At 56.7% G+C, this 23276-nt stretch carries 20 protein-coding genes and 1 pseudogene; 15 read left to right on the top strand and 6 right to left on the bottom strand.

The genetic code is table 11. The features are described 5' to 3' along the window. Positions 1 to 685 precede the first annotated feature (685 nt). Entirely contained in the window at positions 686 to 835 is a 150-nt protein-coding gene (locus ACEYDX_RS08245; protein WP_373741537.1) for a hypothetical protein, read from the top strand. 368 nt (positions 836 to 1203) lie between these two features. Here the strand turns inward: ACEYDX_RS08245 and argJ are convergent, their stop codons facing one another. Continuing rightward, a complete protein-coding gene (argJ, locus tag ACEYDX_RS08240; RefSeq protein WP_373741541.1) occupies positions 1204 to 2424 on the bottom strand; it encodes a bifunctional glutamate N-acetyltransferase/amino-acid acetyltransferase ArgJ in 1221 nt (406 codons plus the stop codon). Between the two features lie 244 nt (positions 2425 to 2668). On the opposite strand from argJ, the gene ACEYDX_RS08235 reads away from it, so the two are divergent. Further along, positions 2669 to 5071, top strand: coding sequence for a spherulation-specific family 4 protein (locus tag ACEYDX_RS08235; protein ID WP_373741536.1), 2403 nt, complete (start codon positions 2669 to 2671; stop codon positions 5069 to 5071). Positions 5072 to 5296: 225 nt separating this feature from the next. Here ACEYDX_RS08235 and ACEYDX_RS08230 read toward each other — a convergent pair whose 3' ends face one another. The 4 genes from ACEYDX_RS08230 to ACEYDX_RS08215 form a co-directional block, all read right to left on the bottom strand. Next, entirely contained in the window at positions 5297 to 6010 is a 714-nt protein-coding gene (locus tag ACEYDX_RS08230; RefSeq protein WP_373741535.1) for an LrgB family protein, read from the bottom strand. Beyond that, a complete protein-coding gene (locus ACEYDX_RS08225; protein ID WP_373741540.1) occupies positions 5986 to 6327 on the bottom strand; it encodes a CidA/LrgA family protein in 342 nt (113 codons plus the stop codon). The genes ACEYDX_RS08230 and ACEYDX_RS08225 overlap by 25 nt, the downstream gene beginning before the upstream one ends. Positions 6328 to 6848: 521 nt before the next feature. Continuing rightward, positions 6849 to 7664: a tRNA pseudouridine(38-40) synthase TruA gene (gene truA / locus ACEYDX_RS08220; RefSeq protein ID WP_373741534.1), complete on the bottom strand. Its 816-nt coding sequence runs from the start codon at positions 7662 to 7664 to the stop codon at positions 6849 to 6851. A gap of 520 nt (positions 7665 to 8184) precedes the next feature. Next, a complete protein-coding gene (locus ACEYDX_RS08215; protein ID WP_373741533.1) occupies positions 8185 to 10899 on the bottom strand; it encodes a FimV/HubP family polar landmark protein in 2715 nt (904 codons plus the stop codon). A 281-nt stretch (positions 10900 to 11180) separates the two neighbouring features. On the opposite strand from ACEYDX_RS08215, the gene ACEYDX_RS08210 reads away from it, so the two are divergent. The 10 genes and pseudogenes from ACEYDX_RS08210 to ribD all read left to right on the top strand — a co-directional run bounded on the left by ACEYDX_RS08210 (position 11181) and on the right by ribD (position 18753). Continuing rightward, a complete protein-coding gene (locus ACEYDX_RS08210) occupies positions 11181 to 11717 on the top strand; it encodes a septation protein A (protein ID WP_373741532.1) in 537 nt (178 codons plus the stop codon). After that, the gene (locus ACEYDX_RS08205; RefSeq protein ID WP_373741539.1) at positions 11717 to 12007 is read left to right on the top strand and encodes a YciI family protein; all 291 of its coding nucleotides are present in this window, start codon (positions 11717 to 11719) and stop codon (positions 12005 to 12007) included. The genes ACEYDX_RS08210 and ACEYDX_RS08205 overlap by 1 nt, the downstream gene beginning before the upstream one ends. Then, a complete protein-coding gene (locus tag ACEYDX_RS08200) occupies positions 12008 to 12283 on the top strand; it encodes a BolA family protein (RefSeq protein WP_373741531.1) in 276 nt (91 codons plus the stop codon). It begins immediately after the preceding gene. Between the two features lie 115 nt (positions 12284 to 12398). Then, a complete protein-coding gene (locus ACEYDX_RS08195) occupies positions 12399 to 13268 on the top strand; it encodes a peptidyl-prolyl cis-trans isomerase (RefSeq protein ID WP_373741530.1) in 870 nt (289 codons plus the stop codon). Between the two features lie 76 nt (positions 13269 to 13344). Then, on the top strand, positions 13345 to 14106 hold the full coding sequence (locus tag ACEYDX_RS08190) for a peptidylprolyl isomerase (RefSeq protein WP_373741529.1): 762 nt from the start codon (positions 13345 to 13347) through the stop codon (positions 14104 to 14106). Between the two features lie 79 nt (positions 14107 to 14185). Next, positions 14186 to 14653, top strand: a pseudogene (dtd, locus tag ACEYDX_RS08185) (D-aminoacyl-tRNA deacylase); the annotation flags it as partial. A 677-nt stretch (positions 14654 to 15330) separates the two neighbouring features. Next, positions 15331 to 16173: a class II glutamine amidotransferase gene (locus ACEYDX_RS08180; protein WP_373741538.1), complete on the top strand. Its 843-nt coding sequence runs from the start codon at positions 15331 to 15333 to the stop codon at positions 16171 to 16173. A 153-nt stretch (positions 16174 to 16326) separates the two neighbouring features. After that, positions 16327 to 16803, top strand: a complete 477-nt coding sequence (gene nrdR, locus ACEYDX_RS08175; RefSeq protein ID WP_373741528.1) for a transcriptional regulator NrdR — start codon at positions 16327 to 16329, stop codon at positions 16801 to 16803. Positions 16804 to 16972: 169 nt separating this feature from the next. Next, on the top strand, positions 16973 to 17536 hold the full coding sequence (locus ACEYDX_RS08170) for a cytochrome C (protein ID WP_373741527.1): 564 nt from the start codon (positions 16973 to 16975) through the stop codon (positions 17534 to 17536). A 119-nt stretch (positions 17537 to 17655) separates the two neighbouring features. Further along, complete coding sequence (gene ribD / locus ACEYDX_RS08165) at positions 17656 to 18753, top strand: bifunctional diaminohydroxyphosphoribosylaminopyrimidine deaminase/5-amino-6-(5-phosphoribosylamino)uracil reductase RibD (protein ID WP_373741526.1); 1098 nt, start codon at positions 17656 to 17658, stop codon at positions 18751 to 18753. 958 nt (positions 18754 to 19711) lie between these two features. On the opposite strand, the gene zupT is transcribed toward ribD, so the two are convergent. Next, on the bottom strand, positions 19712 to 20521 hold the full coding sequence (zupT, locus tag ACEYDX_RS08160) for a zinc transporter ZupT (protein WP_373741525.1): 810 nt from the start codon (positions 20519 to 20521) through the stop codon (positions 19712 to 19714). 383 nt (positions 20522 to 20904) lie between these two features. On the opposite strand from zupT, the gene pdxA reads away from it, so the two are divergent. The 3 genes from pdxA to ACEYDX_RS08145 are packed head-to-tail and all read left to right on the top strand — an operon-like array spanning position 20905 to position 22855. Beyond that, a complete protein-coding gene (gene pdxA / locus ACEYDX_RS08155) occupies positions 20905 to 21921 on the top strand; it encodes a 4-hydroxythreonine-4-phosphate dehydrogenase PdxA (RefSeq protein ID WP_373741524.1) in 1017 nt (338 codons plus the stop codon). 14 nt (positions 21922 to 21935) lie between these two features. Further along, entirely contained in the window at positions 21936 to 22253 is a 318-nt protein-coding gene (locus tag ACEYDX_RS08150) for a hypothetical protein (RefSeq protein ID WP_373741523.1), read from the top strand. Next, positions 22223 to 22855 (top strand): MBL fold metallo-hydrolase, encoded by a 633-nt coding sequence (locus ACEYDX_RS08145; RefSeq protein WP_373741522.1) that lies wholly within the window; start codon positions 22223 to 22225, stop codon positions 22853 to 22855. The genes ACEYDX_RS08150 and ACEYDX_RS08145 overlap by 31 nt, the downstream gene beginning before the upstream one ends. Positions 22856 to 23276: the final 421 nt, after the last annotated feature.

The raw sequence follows: 23276 nt of genomic DNA, 5'->3' as shown, positions 1-23276 counted from the left end.
GCTTCCACCTTATAGCCCCGATCTGAATCAGATAGAGAAAAAGTGGGCTTGGATTAAAGGTGTTAGGAATCGGCTGCGAATTACGGATGTGGATTGGCTGTTTCAGGTGTGTATCGATAAATAAGTTTATTTGCTATAGTTAGAATAATTAGATAAGACAGATTTCTTCAGTTTCTGTCATGCCCGCGCAAGCGGGAATCCATGTTTGGAATTCGGTATTTTTTAACCAAGTATTTGTGAATATTAAAAATGGATTCGTGCCTGCGGGAATGGCGGCAAATAAGCATCAACGCAATATCCAAACACAGCTTTATTTTTAAGTGGTTACACCATATGGAAATCTACCGGACCTTACACAAAACGGTAATCTTCCTCACCCGCATTCATAATATTACTTCCAAAAACATCTCGAAAACATTGAATACCGCACAGACAATCAAGAAAAACACTTTTCCAATCAGTCTATAACCCGTTTGACTAGCCTGATACATTAAAATACCAAAATCATTTTTCAAAAAGTTCCGTAATATGCGTACTTTTTCACACCATAAACAAACAGACCGATAAGGATAATAGGATTTAAATTCGGGTTAAACCGGGCGCAAAGGACAACGGTTTCCTTTAGTATTGGGCCTGCGCTTGAAACAGCGCGCAGTTTTCCCATTTAAATTTATAGGAGTGAAAGATGAAATTCCAAACCGTATTGCTGACTGCTGCCACTGCTCTCGTTCTGGCTGCCTGTGCCTCTAAATCCACCGACACTACAACTACCGATGCTACTGCTGCATCAGCTCCTGTTACTCAAACCCAAGTACCGGGCGCGACTGTACAGTAAGCAGCATCTGTACCCGTATGCTTTTGATTCCCGCCCTAATCATGGGATGAGCCACAAGCGTTCGGCAGATACAGTCAGCAAAGGCCGTCTGAAATTTCAGACGGCCTTTGCCTTTGCCGACGGTGTTTGGTTTAAGAAACCTTGTTTATCCATAAAACTCGCGGACATCAATCTTGGCTTCCTTCCTACTCGGGAATGAAGGTATTGATACCATCGGCACGTTATGCAAATACGACTTCTTCAAACAAAGCCTTCAATGCAAACCGCCCCAAGATTCCACCCGCCTTGTTTTCTTCCTATCGTTCATGACCAAAGGCCGTCTGAAACTTTTTCAGACGGCCTATGTATTCTTTTTCAAATCAAACGGATCAGCTTCGGTAATCCGCATTGATGCTGACATAATCGTGCGACAAATCGCAGGTGTAAATTTCGGCAGCAGCCTTGCCGCGTGCCAAATCGATGCGCACGGTGATTTCGCTGCGGTTCATCACGGCCTGCCCCTGCTCTTCGGTATAGCTTGCGGCACGGCCGCCGAGTTCGGCCACCGATACATCGTTCAGCCACATATTGATTTTGTCGGTATCCAAATCGGCGATACCGGCATTGCCGACGGCGGCCAGCAGACGGCCCAGATTGGGGTCGGAAGCGAAGAAAGCGGTCTTGACCAGCGGCGAATGGGCGACGGTATAGGCCGCCTGACGCGCTTCATCGCGGCTTTGGGCGTTTTCCACTTTCACGGTGATGAATTTGGTTGCGCCTTCGCCGTCGCGCACGATGGCCTGCGCCAGCTCGAGCGCGAGTCCGCCGAGCATGGCTTTAAGCTGGTCGTAACGCGGGTCGGCGGTATTGTCGATTTCGCTTTGGCCGCTTTTGCCTGTGGCGATGATGACGAAACTGTCGTTGGTGCTGGTATCGCCGTCAACGGTAATGCAGTTGAACGACATATCGGCGATTTCCTGTGTGAGCCTTTGCAGCACGGGCTGGGAAACGGCGGCATCGGTGGCGATGAAACCGAGCATGGTGGCCATATTGGGACAAATCATGCCTGCGCCTTTGGCAATGCCGGTTGCGCGCACGGTATGGTTGCTGCCGATTCTGGTTTCGCGGCTGGCGGCTTTGGCAACGGTATCGGTGGTCATGATGGCGCGGGCGGCATCCAGCCAGTCGGCGGGTTTGACGTTCGGCAGGGCCTTGATGATTTTGTCGGCAGGCAGCGGTTCGAGAATCACGCCGGTGGAAAACGGCAGCACTTCGGTGGTTTTGCAGCCGATATGCCCGGCAACGGCGGCGCAGATTTCGACGGCATCCGCCCTGCCCTGCCCGCCCGTACCGGCATTGGCATTGCCGGTATTGACCACCAGGGCGCGCACGCCGTCTTCGTCAAACAGGTGCGATTTGGCGATGTAAACGGGCGCGGCGCAGAAACGGTTTTTCGTGAACACTGCGCCCACGGTGTTGCGCGGCGCAAGTACCATCAGGGTTAAATCGGTGTGGCCGGGCTTTTTCACGCCCGCCTGCGCGGTATAGATTTGCACGCCTTCGATGTGGAGCAGTTGGTCGGCGGTTTTTTCGGTGTAATTGACGGCCATAATGGATTTCCTTTTCGGGTGGGCGGATGCCGCGTCTTCGGGAAAGGCTGTCTGAAAACCGTATCGTGTTTTCAGACGGCCTGTGGATGCGGTCAATCATAACCTGCAAAAGGCCGTCTGAAAAGGCGGGACACGGTTTCCGGTTTTCAGACGGCCTTCACGGCAACGGAACTTACTGCGTGCCGCACGGTCAAATAAAATTCGTTTAAATGATAACATTCCCATCCGATAAAGGACTTACCTTATGGCGAACAATCAAGCAAACGCCGCCGCGCAAGCCGCGGCAGCACTTACCGTCAACCTGAGCGGCACGGCGCAGATGAAGGAAGGCGAACGCGCCGTCTATACCGTGTCGCTCAACCGCCCCGCCGACACGCCCGTTACCGTGGAAATCAAAATGACGGGTAACAGCCTTTCCAAAGGCGATGCGCGCCTGCACGTCGACCGCGTGGTGATTCCCGCCGGCGAAACCAGCGCCACGTTCAAAGTCAGCGCCTACAAAGACGGCCAGCAAGACAACGGCGAGTCTTTCCGCGTGGAAATCAGCAATGTGTCGGCAGGCGCGTCCCAATCAGAAAATACCGCCAAGCAGACCCTGCTGCCCGTAACTTATTCCTATCCTGAAGAAGGCGGCAGCGGTTCCGAATACTGGAATGCCGTCCACAAAGCAGGTAGCGGCACGATTCCCTATGTGCTGGTCAATCCGCACAGCGGCCCGGGTACTGCATTGGAGGCAAACTACGCGCAACTGCTGCAAACCAATACCGACGCAGGCTTTAAAAACATTGCCTATGTCCCCACCGGCTATAAATCCAACAATGCCGATGACGTTAAGAAACTCATCAAACAATATATCGATCTCTACAAAGAAGACAAAATCCACGGCTTCTTTCTCGACGAATTCGAGTCGGACAATCCCCAATCCGCCGCATATCTGGCCGAAATCTACAACTATGTCAAAAATACCTATGGCCAAGAGATGACGGTTATCGCCAACCCGGGCAAACACATTCCCGATGCCGTGTCGCCCTATGCCGATATTTTCGTAACGTTCGAGGGCGCGCAAGACCGTTATACGGGAAATGCCCCAAACGACAACTACACCGACCCCACCTCTGCTTTTGAAAAAGACCCTGCCAACGCCCACCGCATCTGGCACATCGTCCATACCGCATCGGCGGATAAATACGAAGAAGTCGTCAACCTGTCCAAAGCGCGCGGCGCGGGCTGGGTAGCCGTTAGCGACGACGTTGGCGACAATAACCGTTTTGACGAACTTCCGTCCGATTTCACCAACCTGCTAGGCTTGGTCGGAAGCGGTAACAACACCGGCGGCGACAACAGCATCCGCATCGGCAACGCCCACATCGATACCGTCATCGCCGATGCCGATGCCGCCGCAGTGACTACCGTTGATACCGTCGTCAAAAACGTTACCGCACCTGTTGCGGAGGAAACGGCAACGGCTTCCGCTCCTGCCCATCCCCTGCCCGATGCCCTGAAAAACGTAAGCGCCCAAAACCAATCCGTCCTGCCCGTCAGCTACAGCTACCCGTTGGACAGCCCGGACACGTTCAGCGAATACTGGCAAACCATACACGCGGCGGGCAAAGACAAAATTCCTTATGTGCTCATCAATCCCAACAGCGGCCCGTACACTGAAAAGCCGGCAGACCAACAAAACTACGTTACGCTGGTCAACAAAAACACCGAACTCGGCTTCCAAAACATCGCTTATGTGCGTACTGATTACAACCGTGTGAAACTGAGTGATGTCAAAGAACACATCGATGCCTACGGCAAGCTGTACGGCAAAGACAAAATCCACGGCTTTTTCTTCGACGAATTCGAATCCGCCGCAGGCGATGCCGCCGCTTACCTGAAAAACATTTACGACTACGTCAAAACCCAATACGGCAGCGACGCACTCGTGATCGCCAACCCCGGCAAACACATTCCCGATTCCGTATCGCCCTATGCCGATATTTTCGTTACCAGCGAAACGACGGCATCCGAATACATTAGTGAGTATCAGGCTCCCACGTCCGCGTTCGAGCAAGACCCTGCCAACGCCGCCCGCATCTGGCACATGGCGCACAGTGCAACGCCCGAGCAATACAGCGAAGTGGTCGAGCTTTCCCAACAGCGCGGCGCAGGCTGGGTATTCGTTACCGATGACGTAGGCACACCCGACGGCAAACAAGACCCCTACGATGCCATGCCTGGCAATTTCGCCGGCTTCATTGATCAGGTGCATAACGGCGACAACCCCGCCGCTCCCGTTTCAGACGGCCTGAACGCCATGTTGCCCGACATCGGCACCACCACCTTCGCATCCACCCAAGGCGCGGATACGTTTGTCTTCACCGGCAAAGCCGTGTTTGATCGCCCCGTCGAACTCGATTTCAACACGGCCGAAGGCGACAAAATCGCGCTCGACCAAGTTCTGTTCGACCTGACCGCCGACAACTGGTTTGCCGCCGAAGGCGAAACGCTTACCGCCGACACCCGCATTTTCCAGCAGGACGGTGGCCTGTTTTTCGATGCCGACGGCTCGGAGCCGCAATACGCAGCCGAAAAATTCGCTGCCGTGGATACGGTTTTGAAAGACACCGATTTGACGGTACACACGAATTCCGTGCTGTAATGCCTTGACAGGCCGTCTGAAAAGCCGAACGGAACCCTTTGCAGGGTTCCGTTTTTTCATGTAGGGAATTTCAGACGGCCTGAACGGGAACGGACGGCGTTTTATTCCGAAGGCCGTCTGAAAAACCATACGGCCTGACGCACAGGCAGGAAAACGGTTTTCGGGATGACCATGACCTGCCGCCCGCACATCCGGTTGTGCGCGGATATTTTTCAGACGGCCCGGTCAACCGACCATCAGCGGCACGACCAGCGGCGCAAGCACGGCAGTAAAGATGCTGTTCAAAATCAGCCCCAAACCCGCATATGCGGCGATGCGTTTGCTGCGTTCGAGCGAAGCGGTAATGCCCATGGCGTGTGATGCGGTGCCGAGCGACAAGCCCAGCGACGAAGGCATGGCAACACGGCCGGTTTTCAAAAACCACACGCCGAGCATCTGCCCCGTCAGCCCCGCCACAATCACGGTGGCTGCGGTTACGGCGGGAATACCGCCGATGGCCTGCGTGATTTCGATGGCCACGGGGTTGGTAACGGATTTGGACGCGACGGACAACACGGTTTCCCGCCCCGCGCCCATCCATTTGGCCAGGTACACGCCCGTTACGATGCCCGTGAAACTGCCGGCAAGCTGGGCGGCAACCACGGGCAGCCATTGGTCGCGGATTTTCTGCCGGTTGAGATACAGCGGCACGGCCAGCACCACCACGGCGGGCTTAAGCCAAAAATCGATAAACCGCCCTGCCTGATGGTAGCTTTCGTAGTCGATGCCGAAGGCCTTCAGATACGCAATCACGCACACGGTGCTGATGAGCACGGGGTTGAACACCAGCCTGCCCGTGCGGGCGCGCAATATGTTGGCCAACCAATATACGCCGACGGTCAGGAACAGCAAAACGGACGGATGGGAAAGCATTTTCACGGCAGCCACCTGCGCGCCCATTCGTGCACTTTGCCCGTTACCAGCAACACGCACAGCGTGCTGAGCGCGGTTGCGCCGACAATCGGCCAAAAATCGCGCGCAATCAAATCCAGATAGCTGATCACCGCCACACAAGGCGGCACGAGAAACAGCGCAAGATTGGCCATCAGGACATCGGTCAGCTGTTTGAGCCATTCGGGTTTGACCCACCCCGCCTGCAACAGGCCGAACAACACGCCCAGCCCGACAATACTGCCCGGCAACGGAATACCGGTGAAGTAAACCGCCGCTTCGCCCGCGGCCAAACAGCCGAAAATAATACATAACGCGCGTATCATGTGTGCCACCGTATATGCGGCCGTTTCAGACGGCCTTCGGATTGAAAAACAGGGATGGTTGTCCGGATACATGATGCGTTCCGACGGTTTCCGGCGTGCCGAGCTGCCGCCTTGTCCCGCACATCTCGGCGGCCACAGGAGCCGAACCGTATGCGTTACCGTCGATCCGCCGTCCCTCCCCACCGCTTCCGTCCTGCATCATATAGCGAAACCGGAAATGTTCAAAGCAGGAGGGAAATCCTGCCGCAAACATCATCAAGGCCGTCTGAAAAGTGTTCAGACGGCCTTGACCCGCCAGCCGAATGGCATGGCATCGGTTTTCACCGCAAACAGTTTCATTTGCCGAAACACCAAGCAAATCCCCAATATAAACCCATTTCCGACACGGCCGGCAACGCGTATCCACAAACCGAAGCGGCATCGCAACGGCTCAGCTCATATCCAATCCCCCCTGCTTCAGACGGCCTCTCCGTCTCAAGAATCGGAAATCCCTACCCGACACAACCCAAACGCCTGCCGGTTCAACCGAATCCGCCGTCCAGCCACAGCGGAACGGGCGGTGTCGTCATGCCCGATTCGGGCGGATAGTCGATGCCGGTCAAGTAAAGTCCGTCGGGCATAAAGGTCGGCGGGGCTTTCAGACGGCTGCGCTCTTCAAGCAGCGCCGCGAAGCCTTCCACGCTTAAACGGCCGTTACCGACATACACCAGCGCGCCCATGATGTTTCTGACCATATGGTGCAGAAAAGCGTTGCCGTGCAGGTCTAAAAACAGCCACTCCGGACTGCCGCCGATACGGGCGCTGTACAGCGTTTTCACGGGAGATTTGGCTTGGCATCCGGACGCACGGAAACTGGAGAAATCGTGTTCGCCAATCAAACAGGCAGCCGCCTGCTGCATCTTGTCCATATCAAGCGGCGTATGCACCCATCCCGCCCTGCCGACAAGCAGCGGGGAACGGACGGGAGACGATTGCAGAATATAACGGTAACGGCGGCCGAACGCATCGAAGCGGGCATGAAAATCCGCGGCAACCTGCCGTACCTGCCATACGGCCGCACCGGCAGGCAAACGGGCGTTGACACCGCGTACCCAAGCCTGTTCTGGGCGCTGCGCCGCCGTATCGAAATGGACGACTTGGGCGGTGGCGTGTACGCCCGTATCGGTACGGCCCGCTACGGTAACGTGGATGCGTTCGCCCGCAATCTGCGACAAGGCATCCTCCAAGGCCGTCTGAACGGTCGGCAGGCCGCCTGCCTGCTTTTGCCAGCCGTAAAAACGGCTGCCGTCATAAGACAAGGTAAGCGCGCGGCGGATGGTTTGGGAAGTATCAGACATGGCTCGGACAAAAAATAAAAAACGATTGGACAATCACGCGGCAACCTGCCGCCATTAACTTACAGACGGCCACCGCATTCGGGAACATCACAATTTTGAGAAATCATACGGCTCAAGCGGCTTCCCTTACCTGCATTGGGTATAGCAGCGAATTCAGGCTGTGTGAGCAAATGTATTGATTAGGAAATACCGCTATTCCCGCACGGGCGGCAACCCAGAATCAATATTCGCACATGTGTGAACAAACAGGGTTTCTGTAGTCAAAACCGGATTACCGCCCGCTCGGGAACAACAATATTGGTTTTACCAACGACGCATCCAACAGCCGGGTTTAATACCCAACAAAAACACCCTCAAATCAGGCAGCATCATGACACCGCTCTTCAGCGCCGGCTCAAAAAAGTAGGCGGTTTATTGCCTAATAAAATATTCAGACGGCCTGCTGCTGCGGAAACACAACAAATAAAAAAGATGCCGTCTGAAACGGCATCTTCGATTTTAACATCAAAGCAGCTGATTCTTAGCCCCTGATTTCTTTCAACAGGGCTTCGGCTTTGGCAACAATATCGCCGTCGGCTTCCTCAATCAACTCTTGCAGGGTTTCGCGGGCGGTATCGGGGTCGCCGATTTCCATATACATTTTCGCCAGTTCGTATTTTGCTTCGAACGGTGCGGTCATGCCCACGGATTCGGAGATAAAGCCGCCTGCATCACGGCCGGAATCCTCGCCGCCGAAACCGGACCAGTCAATCGTTTCATCGGCAGAGGTTTCACTCACAACATGTTCGGCAGCAGTGAAATCTTCGCCATCCTGAATACGGAAACCCTCATCCTGTTTGATGTCGAACAGCGGAGTATCGTCGCTTTCGTCTGTTGCAAAACCAACTTCGGCTTCCGTCTCACTTTCAACAGCAAGCGGCTCGGACGCTTCATTTGCAGCAAGAGCAACACCTGCAACCGTAGCGGCTGCCGTTACTGCGGTAGCGGTTTCAGGCAATTTGAAATCCAGCGGTTTGTCTGCTTCGGATTCGGTGTGTGCCGCTTCTGCTTCCGCCGCAAACTGTGCCTGGGCCGCGGCAGTGTCAAACTCCACCACTTCAGGCTGTACCGGCACGGTATCGAACTCAAGCGCATCATCTTGCTGCATTTGTTCTTCAACAGCAGCTTCGTCAACCTGAGAAGGTTCTGCGAAGAACGCAGAAGTCTCAACACTGCTGCCGTTCCCGTCAACGGTTTCAAATCCGGCAGTTTCTGTTTCTGCAACCTTCAGCGGTTCAGCTTCAAATGCCACTTCTGCTGTTTCTGCCGTTTCAATGTCGAAACCTTCAGCCTGCTCTGTTTCCGCAACAAAATCTTCTTCTGCACCAGCAGCTTCTTCTTTGGTCGGCTCCGTAAAGAATTCAAGTGCTTCGTCTTTGTTTTCAGCAGTTTCAGACGGCGTCTCTACGGTAAAGACATTGTCGGACACAGGTTCGGATACATCCGATACGGTCTCGAATTCAAGCGCATCGGCTTCAGCAGCTGCCTCTTCCGGTTTACTATCGGTTACAACCGAAACGGCAGACGGATACGGTTCGGGATCGGGTTCGTACACGCTTTCGGTGGATTCGATGTTGTCCCAATCGGCATTGCGTCGGGCTTCGGTTTCTTCATCAACCGTAACGGCACTGGATACGATGCCGTTTTGCGAGTTGTCAATCTCCCCCAAGTCGAGATTGAAATTGTCCTGACGGTCGCTGTCGGACTGTTCGGCGGTATCGGTGAAGAAGATATCGTCGTCGAAATCATCCTCCATATCCAATTCATCATCAGCGGCCTTCGCTTTGCCAGCCAAAGCAGCACCCGCCGCCACAGCCGCAGCGCCTGCGGCGGCAGTAACGGCCGTCGCTTTCACCGATGAAGGCTCTGTATCAAATGCCTGCATCTGGGAAACCGATTCGCTGTCGAATACGACTTCATCGTCTTCTTTATGTTTATGCCCATCGGCAACAGCGGCACCTGAAATGCCTTTTTTGCGGCCTAACAGTTTCAACAGCAACAGTGCAGCCAAAACGGCCGCTCCGCCCATCAACAACCAACGCCACAGGCTGCCCTGATCACCACCGCTTTCTTCCATCGGCACGGTCTCGGGCTCGGCTGTTTGCGATGCCGTCTCAACAGGTTCGGCCACCGAAGCTGGAACAACGGCAGATGCTTGGACCGGCGGAACAGCAGAAGCCGCGGATGCAGGTTCAACCAAACCTGTCTGGCCTGCCTGCGGTACGTCTTCGGGCTTGTCGGCCTGACGCACTGTCTGTTCTTGTTGCTGTACGGCGGCTTTTTCTGCGGACGCTTTCTCCGCAGCCGCATTAGCGGCGGCATTGTTTTGTTGTCCGGGAGTCTGCGGCACAGGTCTGCCTGCGGTTTGCGCCTGCGTAATGACGGCACCTGCCGCAGCCCCTGCAACGGAAGCACTGCCCTTGGACTGTGCCGCTGCCTGACTCAATGCCGCACGCGTCGGGATATTCAGCACTTTACCTGCAATCATGCGGTCGGGGTTATTGCCGGAGAACACGCCGGGATTGGCATTCATCAAGGCTTGTACGGCCGCCGCCTGGCTTACGCCCTGCGGACGGATTCTGTTGGCAATCCCGCGCACGGTTTCGCCGTTGCGTACAAGATGGCGTTTGCCGTATTGGATACCGCTGTATTTGGCCTGCTGCTTGGCTTTTTTCTGATTGGCATTTGCTCTTTTGGCCAGTTCTGCATATTCGCTGGCATCGGCACGGGCATTGTCGCTGCCGATGGCACGGTTGATGCGTTCGCGTGCAGACTGGTTTTCAGGGTTTTGGGGGGCAGCAGCCGCACCGCCGCTGTTCGGACGTTCGGCGTTGCCGGCGGAACGGGTGCTGTTGTAGTCGGCGGGATCGATGATTGCGGTGTATTCGCGCGACTGTTTGCCCGTGTTGACGTTGAAAATCAACACGGGATCTTGAACGGGCTTGCTCGAACGGATGGTAACGATGGCCTTGTCGCCCTGTCTTCTGACACTGGTACGCAGATTGCTGTTGGACACCGTGGCCTTGCCGCTTTTGAGCAGGGCTTTGGCTTCTTCGCCGGTAACGGTTACGGTACCGGAAAAAGGTTCGCCCAAATGCGACTGTACGTTCAGGCCGCCGATGCCTGCGTATGCTCCGAAGCTGGCCATCAGCGCCATTGATGCGGCGGTTAGTTTGATTTTGTGGTTATTTTTCAAAACTTGATCCCCTGTTTTTTAGTTTGCAGCTTGGCTGCCATACAATAAAATATTCCGTCATGGTATCGTCTAATCGCTCCGTCTGCCAAGTAAATTGCTAAATTAAGTTAAAAAGTAACTATAATTTGCAACCTTATTACCACTATGCACTATTCGGGAAACAGCTATCCTGTCCGAACGCATTCTACCAAAGCCTTGCGTTAAGATAAATAATGCACGAGCGGGCTTCTGGCGGTATCATTCCGCTTATCTGTTTTTTTATCCTTTCAGATTTTATCAGTATGAAAATTTTAAGCGACCTGTTGGCCGTCATCCTGTTTTTTGCGGCTTATTCCTATACTAAAGACATCATTATTGCTACTGTTGTTGCTTTGGTTGTCGGAGTGTTGCAGGCAGGTTTCACCTGGCTGAAACACAAAAAGCTCGACACGATGCAGTGGGTCAGCCTGATATTGATTGTGGTCATGGGCGGGGCAACTGTCATTTTGAGAAACCCTGTGTTTATCAAATGGAAACCTACCCTGCTGTTCTGGGTCGGCGCGGCGGCGTTGGCCGTGAGCCACCTGATGGGCAAAAACGGTCTGAAAGCCCTGATGGGCAAAGAAATACAGCTTTCAGACGGCATCTGGCGCAATCTTACCTTTATGTGGATTGGCTATCTTATTTTCATGGGCTTGGCAAATATCGCCGTCGCCTATATGTTTACCGAAGCGCAGTGGGTGAACTACAAACTGTTCGGTTCCACCGCGCTGATGGTTGTTTTCATGATTGCACAAGGCTTTTACCTGAGCCGCCATTTACCTAAGGAAAGCGAATGATGGAATACTTTATGATTTTGGCCACCGACGGCGACGACGTACACGAAGCGCGCATGGCTGCGCGCCCCGAACATTTGAAACGTTTGGAAGCGCTGAAAGCCGAAGGCCGTCTGATTACCGCCGGCCCCAACCCGTTACCCGACAATCCCGAGCGCGTGTCCGGCAGCCTGATTGTGGCGCAGTTCGCTTCGCTCGACGATGCGCAGGCATGGGCGGAAACCGACCCCTACGTCGATGCGGGCGTATATGAAGAAGTGTTGATCAAGCCTTTCAAAGCGGTGTTCAAATAAATGCAGATGCGCGAAACCATCGAAGGCCGTCTGAAACCGCTTTCGCCCGAAATATTCGAATTCCGCGACGACAGCCACCGCCACATTGGCCATGCGGGCAACACCGGCGGCGGGCATTATGCCGTGCTCGTCGTCAGCGCGGCGTTTGAAAACGTCGGCCGCGTCAACCGTCAGCGTATGGTCAAAGATTTGTTGCGCGACCTGTTTTCAGACGGCCTGATACACGCCCTGAGCATCAAAGCCGCCACGCCTGCCGAATATTCCGCCAACCATTAAAACGGAAAACCGCAGGCATTTTCCAAGCATCGGGCGACGGCGCACACCACGGAAAACCGTCCATGCCGAACACCGCCACACCCGACGCCGCATCCCCGTACATTGTGAGAAAACCATGAACAAAACCCGTCTGGCCGCCGCCTTCGCGCTGGCCGCCCTTTCCGGCAGCCTTGCCGCGAAAACCATCGTTACCGTCAACGGCACCGCCGTCGACAGCAAAGCCATTGATGCGCAGGTCAAAGCCCTGCAAAGCCACAACAGGCAAATCAAAGACAGCCCCGCCCTGCGCCAAGACCTGACCAACCGCTACATCGTCGGCACCGTCGTCGCACAGGAAGCACGCCGTCTGAAACTGCACGAAAGCGCCGACTACAAAAATATCCTCAATCAATCGCTTGCCGCCGCCAAACAGCAGGGGGCCGACAAAAAATCCGGCTTCCAAACCGAATGGGCGGCCTATGAAACCGACCTGCTCAACCAAGCCTACATCGCCCACATCATCCGCAGCAATCCGGTCAAAGAAGCCGACGTCAAATCCGCCTATGCCGATTTCGCCAAATTCTACCAAGGCTCCCAAGAAGTCCAACTCGGCGCAATCATCACCCGCAAGCGTGAAGACGCCCAAAAAGCCGTTGACGAACTGAAAGCCAAAAAAGACTTCAAAACCGTTGCCGCCAAATACACCATCGACCCCGCAGGCAAAAAAGCGGGCGGCATCCCGTCCGATTATGTTCGCCTGAAAGACATGGAACAGGCCGCCCCCGCGCTTTACAGCGCCGTCAAAAACCTGCCCGAAGGCGGCTACACCGCCCCGTTGCAGGATAACGGCATCTTCGGCGTGTTTTACGTCAACGACAAACGCGCAGTGCAACTGCCCGGCTACGATGCGGCGAAAAACGGTTTGAGACAGGAATTGCAGGCCGGCCGCATCGACCGCGCCATCCAGTCGCTGTTGCAGAAAGCCGTTATCCGGCCAGCCAAATAGGCCGTCTGAAACCCTTTTTCAGACGGCTCGACGCAGCATTAAAATCCGCCACATCCGCAGTTTGTAAGGAACACCCATGAAATCCAAAACCGTTTTAACCGCCGCCGTCCTGACTGCCGCCGTCGGCATTGCCGCCGCCGCGCAAGCCCCGCAAATCGACACGGGACGCATCGACAGCATGGTCGAGCAATATATGCGGCAGGCCGACGCCAACCCGCACCAAACCCAGAAACCCGACGGTGCGGCCATCCGCAAAGACGTTATCCGCCGTCTCCAAACCTTCGAAGTGCTGAAAAAGGAAGCCTTCAAAGCCGGACTGGACAAAAATCCGGAAATACAGAACCGCTTTAAAAACGTCGAAGCCCAGTTCTACGCCGGACAATTCGCCCTGCATCTCGAAAGCCAAACCGAAATTTCCGAAGCCGAACTGCGCGCCGCCTACGATGCCCAAACGCGCGTCGTCCAAATCCTCCAAGTCGGCTTCAACACCGAAGCCGAAGCCCGTTCCGCCCACGGACTTCTGCGCAAAGGGCTGAGCTTCGAAGAGCTGGTCAAACGCCATCCGAGCAAAGAACAGGGCTTTGACGGCTACGTCAACCCGCAGCAGCTTCCGCCCGAAATCGCCAACATCATCGCACCGATGACGCGCGGACAAATCACGTCCGAACCCGTTGCGCTCAACGGCCGCTTCTACCTGTTCAAACTCGCCGCCGTCGACCGCAATCCCGAAGCACCGCCGCTGGAACAGGTCAGAACGCACTTCCTCCGCCAAGCCAAGCAGATCAAAGTGCAGCAGCAGATTGACAAGATTCTGCAGGAAAACGGCGTCGGCAAATAAACCGCCGCATTCAGGCCGTCTGAAAACGTTTTTCAGACGGCCTTTTCCCGAAATCCCCCCATTTCCCGACAAAGCCCCCATGAGAGCCGTTATCCAAAAAGTTACCCGCGCCCGCGTCGATGTCGTCGCATCCGGCAAGCGCGAAACCGCCGGTGAAATCGGCAGCGGTTTTATGGTGCTGCTCGGCGTTTCGCACGACGACACCGAAGCCGATGCGCGCTACATTGCCGACAAAACCGCCAACCTGCGCATTTTCGAAGACGAAGCGGGCAAGCTCAACCTTTCGCTCAAAGACACCGGCTGCGCCGTGCTGCTGGTTTCCCAATTCACCCTCTACGCCGATACCCGCAGCGGCCGCCGCCCGTCGTTTTCAAACGCCGCCCCCGCCGAAACCGCCGACGCGCTCTACCGCCTGACCGCCGAACTCATCCGCGGCCACGGCATCACGGTCGAAACCGGCCGCTTCCAAACCCATATGCAGGTGGAGCTGTGCAACGACGGCCCGGTTACGCTGCTGCTGGATTCCAAAAAAAGGTTTCTGACCCGCCGTATCCGACTGCCCGCCGCAGAACGTTTTTTTCAGACGGCCCTGTCTCTGCCGCCCCCAGCATCCGAACGCGCGGACAGCATGGCCGCAATACATCAAGGTTCGCCCTTGTCCGCAAATGCCTGCCCGTTCGGATACTGCCTGTTTTAACGGACGGCACACCGTTCTCCCGAAAACGGCGCGGCATCAGGCCGTCTGAAACCGCCTGTCGCCCCGTTCCGTTAAAACTGGTAAACTCATTACCCGAAGCACCGTTTTCAGACGGCCATAATCCGCAGCATCCGCTTGCCCGAATGCCAAAGCCGTTGGTATGAAATAAATTTAAGAAAGCTGTGTTTGGATATTGCGTTGACCAGCAAGCGGCAAGACCGATTTCGCCAACTTCCGTCATTCCCGCGCAGGCGGGAATCCATGCTTGGAATCCGGTATCGTTTTTTAAACAAGCAGTTGCGAACATCAAAGCCGGACTCCCGCCTACGCGAGAATGACGGGAAACCGAAGCATCGACACAACATCAAAATGACGAATTACGGCAAGCCGAAGCCGGCGAAGTAAACTTCTTAATTCTTAGTTCACGACACACCTTTACCGGTGCAAACCCGTGCCGCTTCCGCAAACATACCGCGGCGGACAGCACAACGGGAATTTTGCCCGCCACCACACACGAGACCGCCATCATGTGCCAACTTTTGGGAATGAACTGCAACACCCCCACCGACATCCAGTTTTCCTTCGAAGGCTTCCGCCGCCGCGGCGGTTTGACCGACCACCATGCCGACGGTTTCGGCATCGGCTTTTTCGAAGGACGCGGCGTGCGGCTGTTCCACGACGACAAACCCAGCGCGCATTCGCCCGTGGCTGATCTTATCCGCGCCTACCAGATTAAGTCGGAAAACGTCATCGCCCACATCCGCAAAGCCACGCAGGGTCAAACTTCGCTGGCGAACACGCATCCGTTTATGCGCGAAATGTGGGGCAGCTACTGGCTGTTTGCACACAACGGCCATCTGAAAGGCTTCTTCCCGCCCGAAGGCGGCCACTACCGCGCCGTCGGCACCACCGATTCCGAACGCGCGTTCTGCTACATTCTCGAACAGCTCCGCCTGCGCTTCCCCAACCGCCCCGACGACGGCACGCTGTTTGAAGTGCTGGATACGCTGACCGCCGATATCCGCCGCTACGGGCTGTTCAACTTCATGCTTTCAGACGGCATCAGCCTGTTCGCCCACGCCAGCACGCTGCTGCACTACATCGTGCGCAAAGCCCCGTTCGGCAAAGCGCGCCTGCTCGACGACGACGTAGTGGTCGACTTTTCGGAAGTCACCACGCCCGACGACAAAGTGGCCGTCATCGCCACGCTGCCGCTGACGGTGGACGAGCAATGGTCGCAACTGGCGGTGGACGAACTGGTCATGTTCCGCGACGGCGACATCGTGCACAGCAGCAAACCCGCCGACCCCGTTTACATGAGCGCGGAAGAAGGACTGGCCGTTGCAAGGGCGGCGGGCGTATCGGAATAATCCGCCGCTTTGCACAGGCCGTCTGAAAACCGCCGCTACCGGCTGCCCGATGCGCAACACAGGCTTTTCAGACGGCCTGCCCGCCCTATACGGATATTCGGGCATGGGTTACAATTCACAGTCCGCCACAGCGAAACACGGAACGCACAGCCTATGAAGTGCCCCTTCTGCCACCAGCCCAACACCCAAGTGACGGATTCGCGCTTATTGGAAGAAAGCAACAGCATCCGCCGCCGCCGCCGCTGCAACGACTGCGGCCAGCGTTTCAGCACTTTCGAAACCGTCGAAATGCGGATGCCGCAAATCATCAAAAGCAGCGGCGCGCGCGTGGCGTACAACCCGCACAAACTGCGTACCAGCCTGGAGCGTGCCCTGCACAAACGGCCGGTTTCCGCCGAAACCATCGACGAAACCGTTACCCTTATCGAACAGCGGCTCTACCAGCTCGGCTGCAAAGAAGTGCCTTCGCACACCGTCGGCGAAATGGCGATGGAGGAACTGGCCAAAACCGACCAGGTCGCCTATGTCCGCTTTGCCTCGGTGTACAAGAGCTTCAACGACGTTTCGGAATTCACGCAGGCCATTGCCACCCTGCCGCCGAGCGCGGAAAACAACGGTGCAACGCCGTAACCGCCCGTGCAGCTTTGCGGCATGTCCGCAGGCCGTCTGAAAACGTTTTTCTGTTTCCGGCTGCATTTGATGATGCAATACAATCCGCCGCCCTTGCCGCAGCGGTCGCCTTATCCGAACGCAGCCCCGTTTTTATATTGTCCATCCACACCACTTACGGAATTTTGTCATGAAACTTCTCCCCTTCGTCCTGACCGCCGCCGTCCTTTCGCTCAGCGCGTGCAATCAGCAAACCGAAACCTCCGTGCCCGCAGGTGCGGCCGCATCCGCCGAAGCACCCGCGCAACCGCAGAAACTCACCAGCAGCGACAACAAAATCACCGTCAACCTGCAAAACGGCGGCTTTACCGATGCCCGCAGCAACGCAGCCGTCCAACCCGAAGGCGTAACCCCCGAAGAACTGACGCTGCTGCAACGCGACGAAGCCCGCAACATCACGCTCTATGCCGCCAACCTGGGCAAGGCCAAAACCGCCAATGCCGCCGAATATTTCGCCAAGCTCAAATCCACGCTGGAAACCGACAAGAGCTTCGACAACGTACAAGTCGGCGCGGCCACCGAAAACCGCATGAACTACCGTTTCACCCAAAACAATCCCGACAGCGACCTGCTGTCTGAAAACTGCATCGCCATCTTCGAAGCAGGCAACATCTACAACGTCTGCGCCAGCAGCGACACCGCCACCCAAGACGAGCTGGCCGCCGTGCTGACCGAAGTTACCGTCGCCAAATAAACCGGCGCACCCCGCCGACGGGCCGGATACCGGCCCGTTGCCGCAGTTTTGACGGCAGCCGCCGGTTCAGCGCAAAAGCCCTGTCCGTCCCTGCCGTCCGATTCAAAGGCCGTCTGAAAATGTTCAGCCAAACCGACATCCAAATGATGCAGCACGCCCTCGCCCTCGCACGGCTGGGGCGTTTTTCCACCTCGCCCAACCCCCGCGTCGGCTGCGTCATCGCACACGGCAGCCAGATTGTCGGCCAAGGATTCCATCTCAAAGCGGGCGAACCGCACGCCGAAGTCCACGCCTTACGGCAGGCGGGCGCGGCAGCAAAAGGCGCAACCGCCTACGTAACCCTCGAACCCTGCGCCCATTACGGCCGCACCCCGCCTTGTGCCGAAGCACTCGTGGCCGCCGGCGTATCGCGCGTCGTGGCCGCCATGCGCGACCCCAACCCGCAAGTTGCGGGCAAAGGCTTCGCCCTGCTCGAAGCAGCAGGCATTCAGACGGCCTTCGGCCTGTTTGAACCCGAAGCGCGCGAACTCAACCGCGGCTTCCTTTCCCGCATCGAACGCGGCCGCCCGTTCGTGCGGCTCAAATGCGCCGCCTCGCTCGACGGCAAAACCGCCCTTTCAGACGGCCGCAGCCAATGGATAACCGGCGAAGCCGCCCGTGCAGACGTGCAGACGCTGCGCGCCGAAAGCTGCGCCGTTTTAACCGGCATCGGCACGGTACTCGCCGACGACCCGCAGCTCAACGTGCGCGCCTTCCCCACTCTGCGCCAACCCGCCCGCGTCATCCTCGACAGCCGCCTGCGCATTCCCGACACCGCCAAACTGCTGCAAGACAGCGCATCGCCCGTCATCATCGCCACCCTGTCAAACGACGAAGGCCGTCTGAAAACTCTCGCCGCACGTCCGCACGTCGAAATCGTCAAACCTGCCGAACGGCAAGGCCGCATCGACCTGGCCGACCTGCTCCGCCTGCTCGCACAACGCGGCATCGGCGAACTGATGGTGGAAGCAGGTGCAACCCTTGCCGCCGCATTCCTGCACGACAACCTCGCCGACGAAATCGTGCTCTACCAAGCCCCGAAAATACTCGGCGGCAATGCCCGCAACCTGTTCGACCTGCCCGAAAACCCTGCCGTTCTGACACAAAACCCCGCATGGCAAACCGCATCCGTCGAAACCGCAGGCGACGATGTGAAATGGGTGCTGCGGCGGAAATAAAGTGGAGGGGCAGTCAAGCCGCAGCATGCAGGTACGGTTAGCCGCCTGAAACGGCACAACCGTATATCTCTAACCCTTAAATTCTGCATCAGCGCAACCATACCCCGTCATTCCCGCGCAGGCGGGAATCCAGATGCAAACGGCCTGCTGAAACAGCCGTTTCCCCGAAACATGCAGAAACCCAAATCCGAACGGTCGGAACCGATTGTTTCCCCCAACCCATTCCTGAAACTCTAAATTTCCGGATGCCCGCCGGTGCGGGAATGACGGCTGTGATAAGCCGCCTGCAAAACATTTTTGATACAGGTGCGACCAGTCGTTGTAGGTTAGCCGCCCAAAGCGGCGTAACCGTACATCCCAGCAAGTCAGGCCGTCTGAAAAAACAGTTCATGCTTTTTCAGACGGCCTTGACGCATTTCTGGGGTTCCGCACAAAAAACCAAATCATCTGCCGTCCGGTTGCACCTTTACCCGAATATCTGGAAACCACACATGAAACGTGCGGTTACGTTGCAGGCTCAACCTGCACCTTTTCCTACAGCCAGCAAGACAGGCTTTTGTACGGTTACGCCGCTTGGAGCGGCTAACCGTACCTACCTCCACATCGGCAACGATGTCCACTATTCCCGCGCAGGCGGGAATCCGGATGCAGACGGCCTGAAACGGTTGTTTTTTTTCCGAAAGATGGCCGAACCAAAATCCGAATCATCGGCAGCGGGTACTTTGCAAAAAATGCCAGAAACCCAAACTTCCGGATTCCCGCCTGCGCGGGAATAACGGCTTAAGGCCGTCTGAAAAAACAGCTCATGTTTTTCAGACGGTCTTAGGCATTTCATCGTCTGCCTCAGCAGGCCGAGACCAAGCCCGCCTGCTCGCTGTCTGCATCCGTCCCCGACGTATCGACAACAAAGGCCGTCTGAAAAATCATTCAGACGGCCTTACTGTTCCGTTTTCTCAATTTACAGCCTGAACAGCACCAAACTCAACGCAATCACCGCCATGCCCGATGTCAGGCCGTACACGGTTTCGTGGCCGTCGGCATAGCGTTTCGCGGCGGGCAGCAGTTCGTCGAGCGCGAGAAAAACCATCACGCCGGCAATCAGGCCGAATACGCTGCCGAACACGGCGGGCGAAAGAAACGGCTTCAGCGCGGTGTAGCCCAATACTGCGCCCAACGGCTCGGCCAAACCGGAAAGCAGGCAGACGAAAACGGTCAGCCCCTTTTTGCGGGTGGCGAAATAAACGGGGGCGGCGATGGAGATGCCTTCGGGAATGTTGTGGATGGCGATGGCAAATGCCAACGGTGCGCCAACGGCGGGGTTTTCCAGCGTTGCGAAAAACGTGGCCATGCCTTCGGGAAAATTGTGGGCGGTAATGGCGAACGCGGCCATCAGCCCGACACGGGCAATGTGCTGGCGCGACTGCTGCCTGAACCCGGGGTCTTTCGCATCGAGCGTTTCGTGCGGGTTGGGCACCAGCCTGTCAATCAGGGCGACTGCGCCCATGCCGGCCAGGAAGGCAAGCGTAGTGGCGGCAAAGCCGTGGGTTTCGCCGTAAGCGAGCGCGAAGGCTTCCGAAGATTTGGTGTAGATTTCGGTGAGCGACACATAAACCATCGCGCCGCCGGCAAACGCCAACCCGAACGACAGCACGCGCGGATTGGGTCCCTGCGAAAACATCACCAGCACACTGCCGAGCACGGTGGCCAAACCTGCGGCCAGCGTGATGCCGAAAGCGGTGATGAGATGGTGTAATGTGATGGCTGTCATGATTTTTGTGTTGCTGTGTGTGCGGGAGTGAAGCCTAGCATATTTTTCACTCAGATAATAGTTATTCGCATTGAAACAAACCAAAGACGGCGATAGCTTTTTTCAGACGGCCTGATGCCGTCTGAAAAACCGTTCTGCCCGCAGGCAAAGCATTGACGGACGGGGATTTGGCTGTTATACCGCTAACGTTTTGAAACCATCCGCCCGCAAATGCGGCAGACCGTGCCGAAGGCCGTCTGAACAGTTTGGCGCTTCGGCAACCTGTTTCTCTGCAGGAAAGGCCGTTCGGGTTTGGATAACCGTTTCAGACGGCCTTGGCGGTTGGCCTGCATGCCCACTCCACTGATAAATTGCCCGCCCATCCATCCAAACAGGAACACCCCATGACCCTACCCGTCCTTGCCGTTACTTCCGGCGAACCCGCAGGCATCGGCCCCGACATCTGTCTTGATTTGGCCGCAGCTCTGCCTTGCCGTCCCGTGGTTTTGTGCGACAGAAACCTGCTCGCCGAACGCGCAGCGATGCTCGGCAAACAGGTGGTATTGCGGGATTTCGATCCGGAAAGGCCGTCTGAAAAACCGGCGGAACGGCGCGCGCTCGAAGTGCTGCATATTCCGTTAAACGCGCCCTGCGAAGCAGGCCGTCTGAATCCGGCCAACGCGCCTTATGTGTTGCGGCTTCTCGATACCGCCCTGCAAGGCGTTTCAGACGGCCTGTTCGCGGGCATGGTTACCGCGCCGCTGCACAAGGGCGTGATTAACGATGCGGGCGCGGGCGGTGGTTTTTTCAGCGGCCACACCGAATATCTGGCCGAAAAAAGCGGCACGGAACAGGTGGTGATGATGCTGGCCGGCGGTGGCCTGCGCGTGGCACTGGCCACCACGCACCTGCCGCTCAAAGACGTTCCCGCCGCGCTCACGCAGCCGCTGCTGGAGTCCGTGTGCACTGTTTTACACCGCGATTTGCGGCACAAATTCGGCATCGCCGAACCGCGCATCCTCGTCTGCGGCCTGAACCCGCACGCGGGCGAAGGCGGCCATCTCGGACGCGAGGAAATCGACGTTATCCATCCCGTATTGGAAAAACTGCGTTCAGACGGCCTCGACGTGCGCGGCAGCTACCCCGCCGACACCGTGTTTCAGCCGTTTCTGCTGAAAGACGCGGATGCGGTGCTGGCGATGTACCACGACCAAGGGCTGCCCGTGTTGAAATACGCCTCGTTCGGCGCAGGCGTGAACATCACGCTCGGCCTGCCGTTTGTCCGCACATCGGTCGACCACGGCACCGCGCTCGATTTGGCGGGCACGGGCAAAGCGGATTCGGGCAGTCTGAAAACGGCGGTGGAAGTCGCGCTGGACATGGCGCGGCACATGAATCCCCTGCCCGCCGAACGCCCTTAAGCGGCACACCGCGTTTGAAAAACGGCAACGGCCGCACCGACTTCCGTTCGGGGCAAATCCAAGCCCTGCCGTCGGGTTTGGCGGACAGGCCGTCTGAAAGATTTGCCGTATCCCTTATCCGTTTGCCGTTTTCCGTAAAAACGTCGGGCGGCCGGTACATCAGGCATTTTCAGACGGCCTGCCGCAAAACGGCTTTGACGGCCATGCCGTGTCCCTACCATACGGATGCGGCAGCCCGTTCCAAACCGCAACCGAACCGCAAACCGCCGCACACAACCTGCCAATACAAGGAAACCGAACCATGCCGCTTTGTTTTGAAATCATCACCGTAACCCCGTTCCGCCAAAACTGCACGCTGCTGTGGGACGACGAAACCAAAGAAGCCGTCTTCACCGATGTGGGCGGCGACGTGCCCTACCTGTTCGACGAAGCCGACCGACGCGGCCTGAATGTCCGGGCCATATGGCTCACGCACGGCCATCTCGACCATGCCGGCGGCGTGGTGGAATTCACGGCCAACCGTCCCGTACCCGTAATCGGCCCGCACCGCGAAGACGCGTTCCTGCTGGAACAGCTTCCGCAGATTACCGCCCAGTTCGGCTTTCCCGTATCGCCCGCGTTCGAGCCGTCGCGCTGGCTGGAAGAAGGCGAAACGCTGACGCTGGGCGGCTACACGTTCGACGTGCTCCACATCCCCGGCCACACCCCCGGCCATGTCGTATTCCATTGCGCCGCGGAAAAACTGCTGGTGGCGGGCGACGTGCTGTTTTACGAAACCGTAGGCCGCACCGACTTCCCCCGCAGCAGCCACAGCGACCTCATCCGCAACATCCGCGAAAAACTGCTCATCCTGCCCGACGACACACGCGTGATTGCCGGACACGGCCACATGACCGACATCGGCCACGAACGGCGGTTCAACCCGTTTCTGTAACCGAACGTTCCCCAACGTAGGTACGGTTAGCCGCCCTAAGGCGGCGTAACCGTACAATACGCCCGAAGCAAAACAAGGCCGTCTGAAAAAAGAGCTTACGTTTTTCAGACGGCCTTAGTACATCTCAGGGATGGTTGGCAGACCTCAATATAAAGATATCTGCGGACTGTTTCTCCTTGATTCGAGCACATATCCGAATTTTGAAACCGTCGATGCAGCAACGTAGGTACGGTTAGCCACCCGAAGGCGGCGTAACCGTACAACACGCCCGAACCAAACAAGGCTGAGACCTTTGCGAAATACCAGCTACTCCATCCAAACGGTTACCTGAACAATCAAGGTAACCGTTTTTTCATTTTCAGACGTGTTTCTCGTCCATATTTCCCCCAATTAGCCCCTTTATCGGGGTGCCCATTGCCTT

Origin of the sequence: Neisseria sp. (assembly GCF_041804105.1) — a bacterium.
Classification (GTDB): domain Bacteria; phylum Pseudomonadota; class Gammaproteobacteria; order Burkholderiales; family Neisseriaceae; genus Neisseria.
Note: the sequence above shows the minus strand (reverse complement) of the source record. Positions and strands in the feature narration are given on the sequence as shown.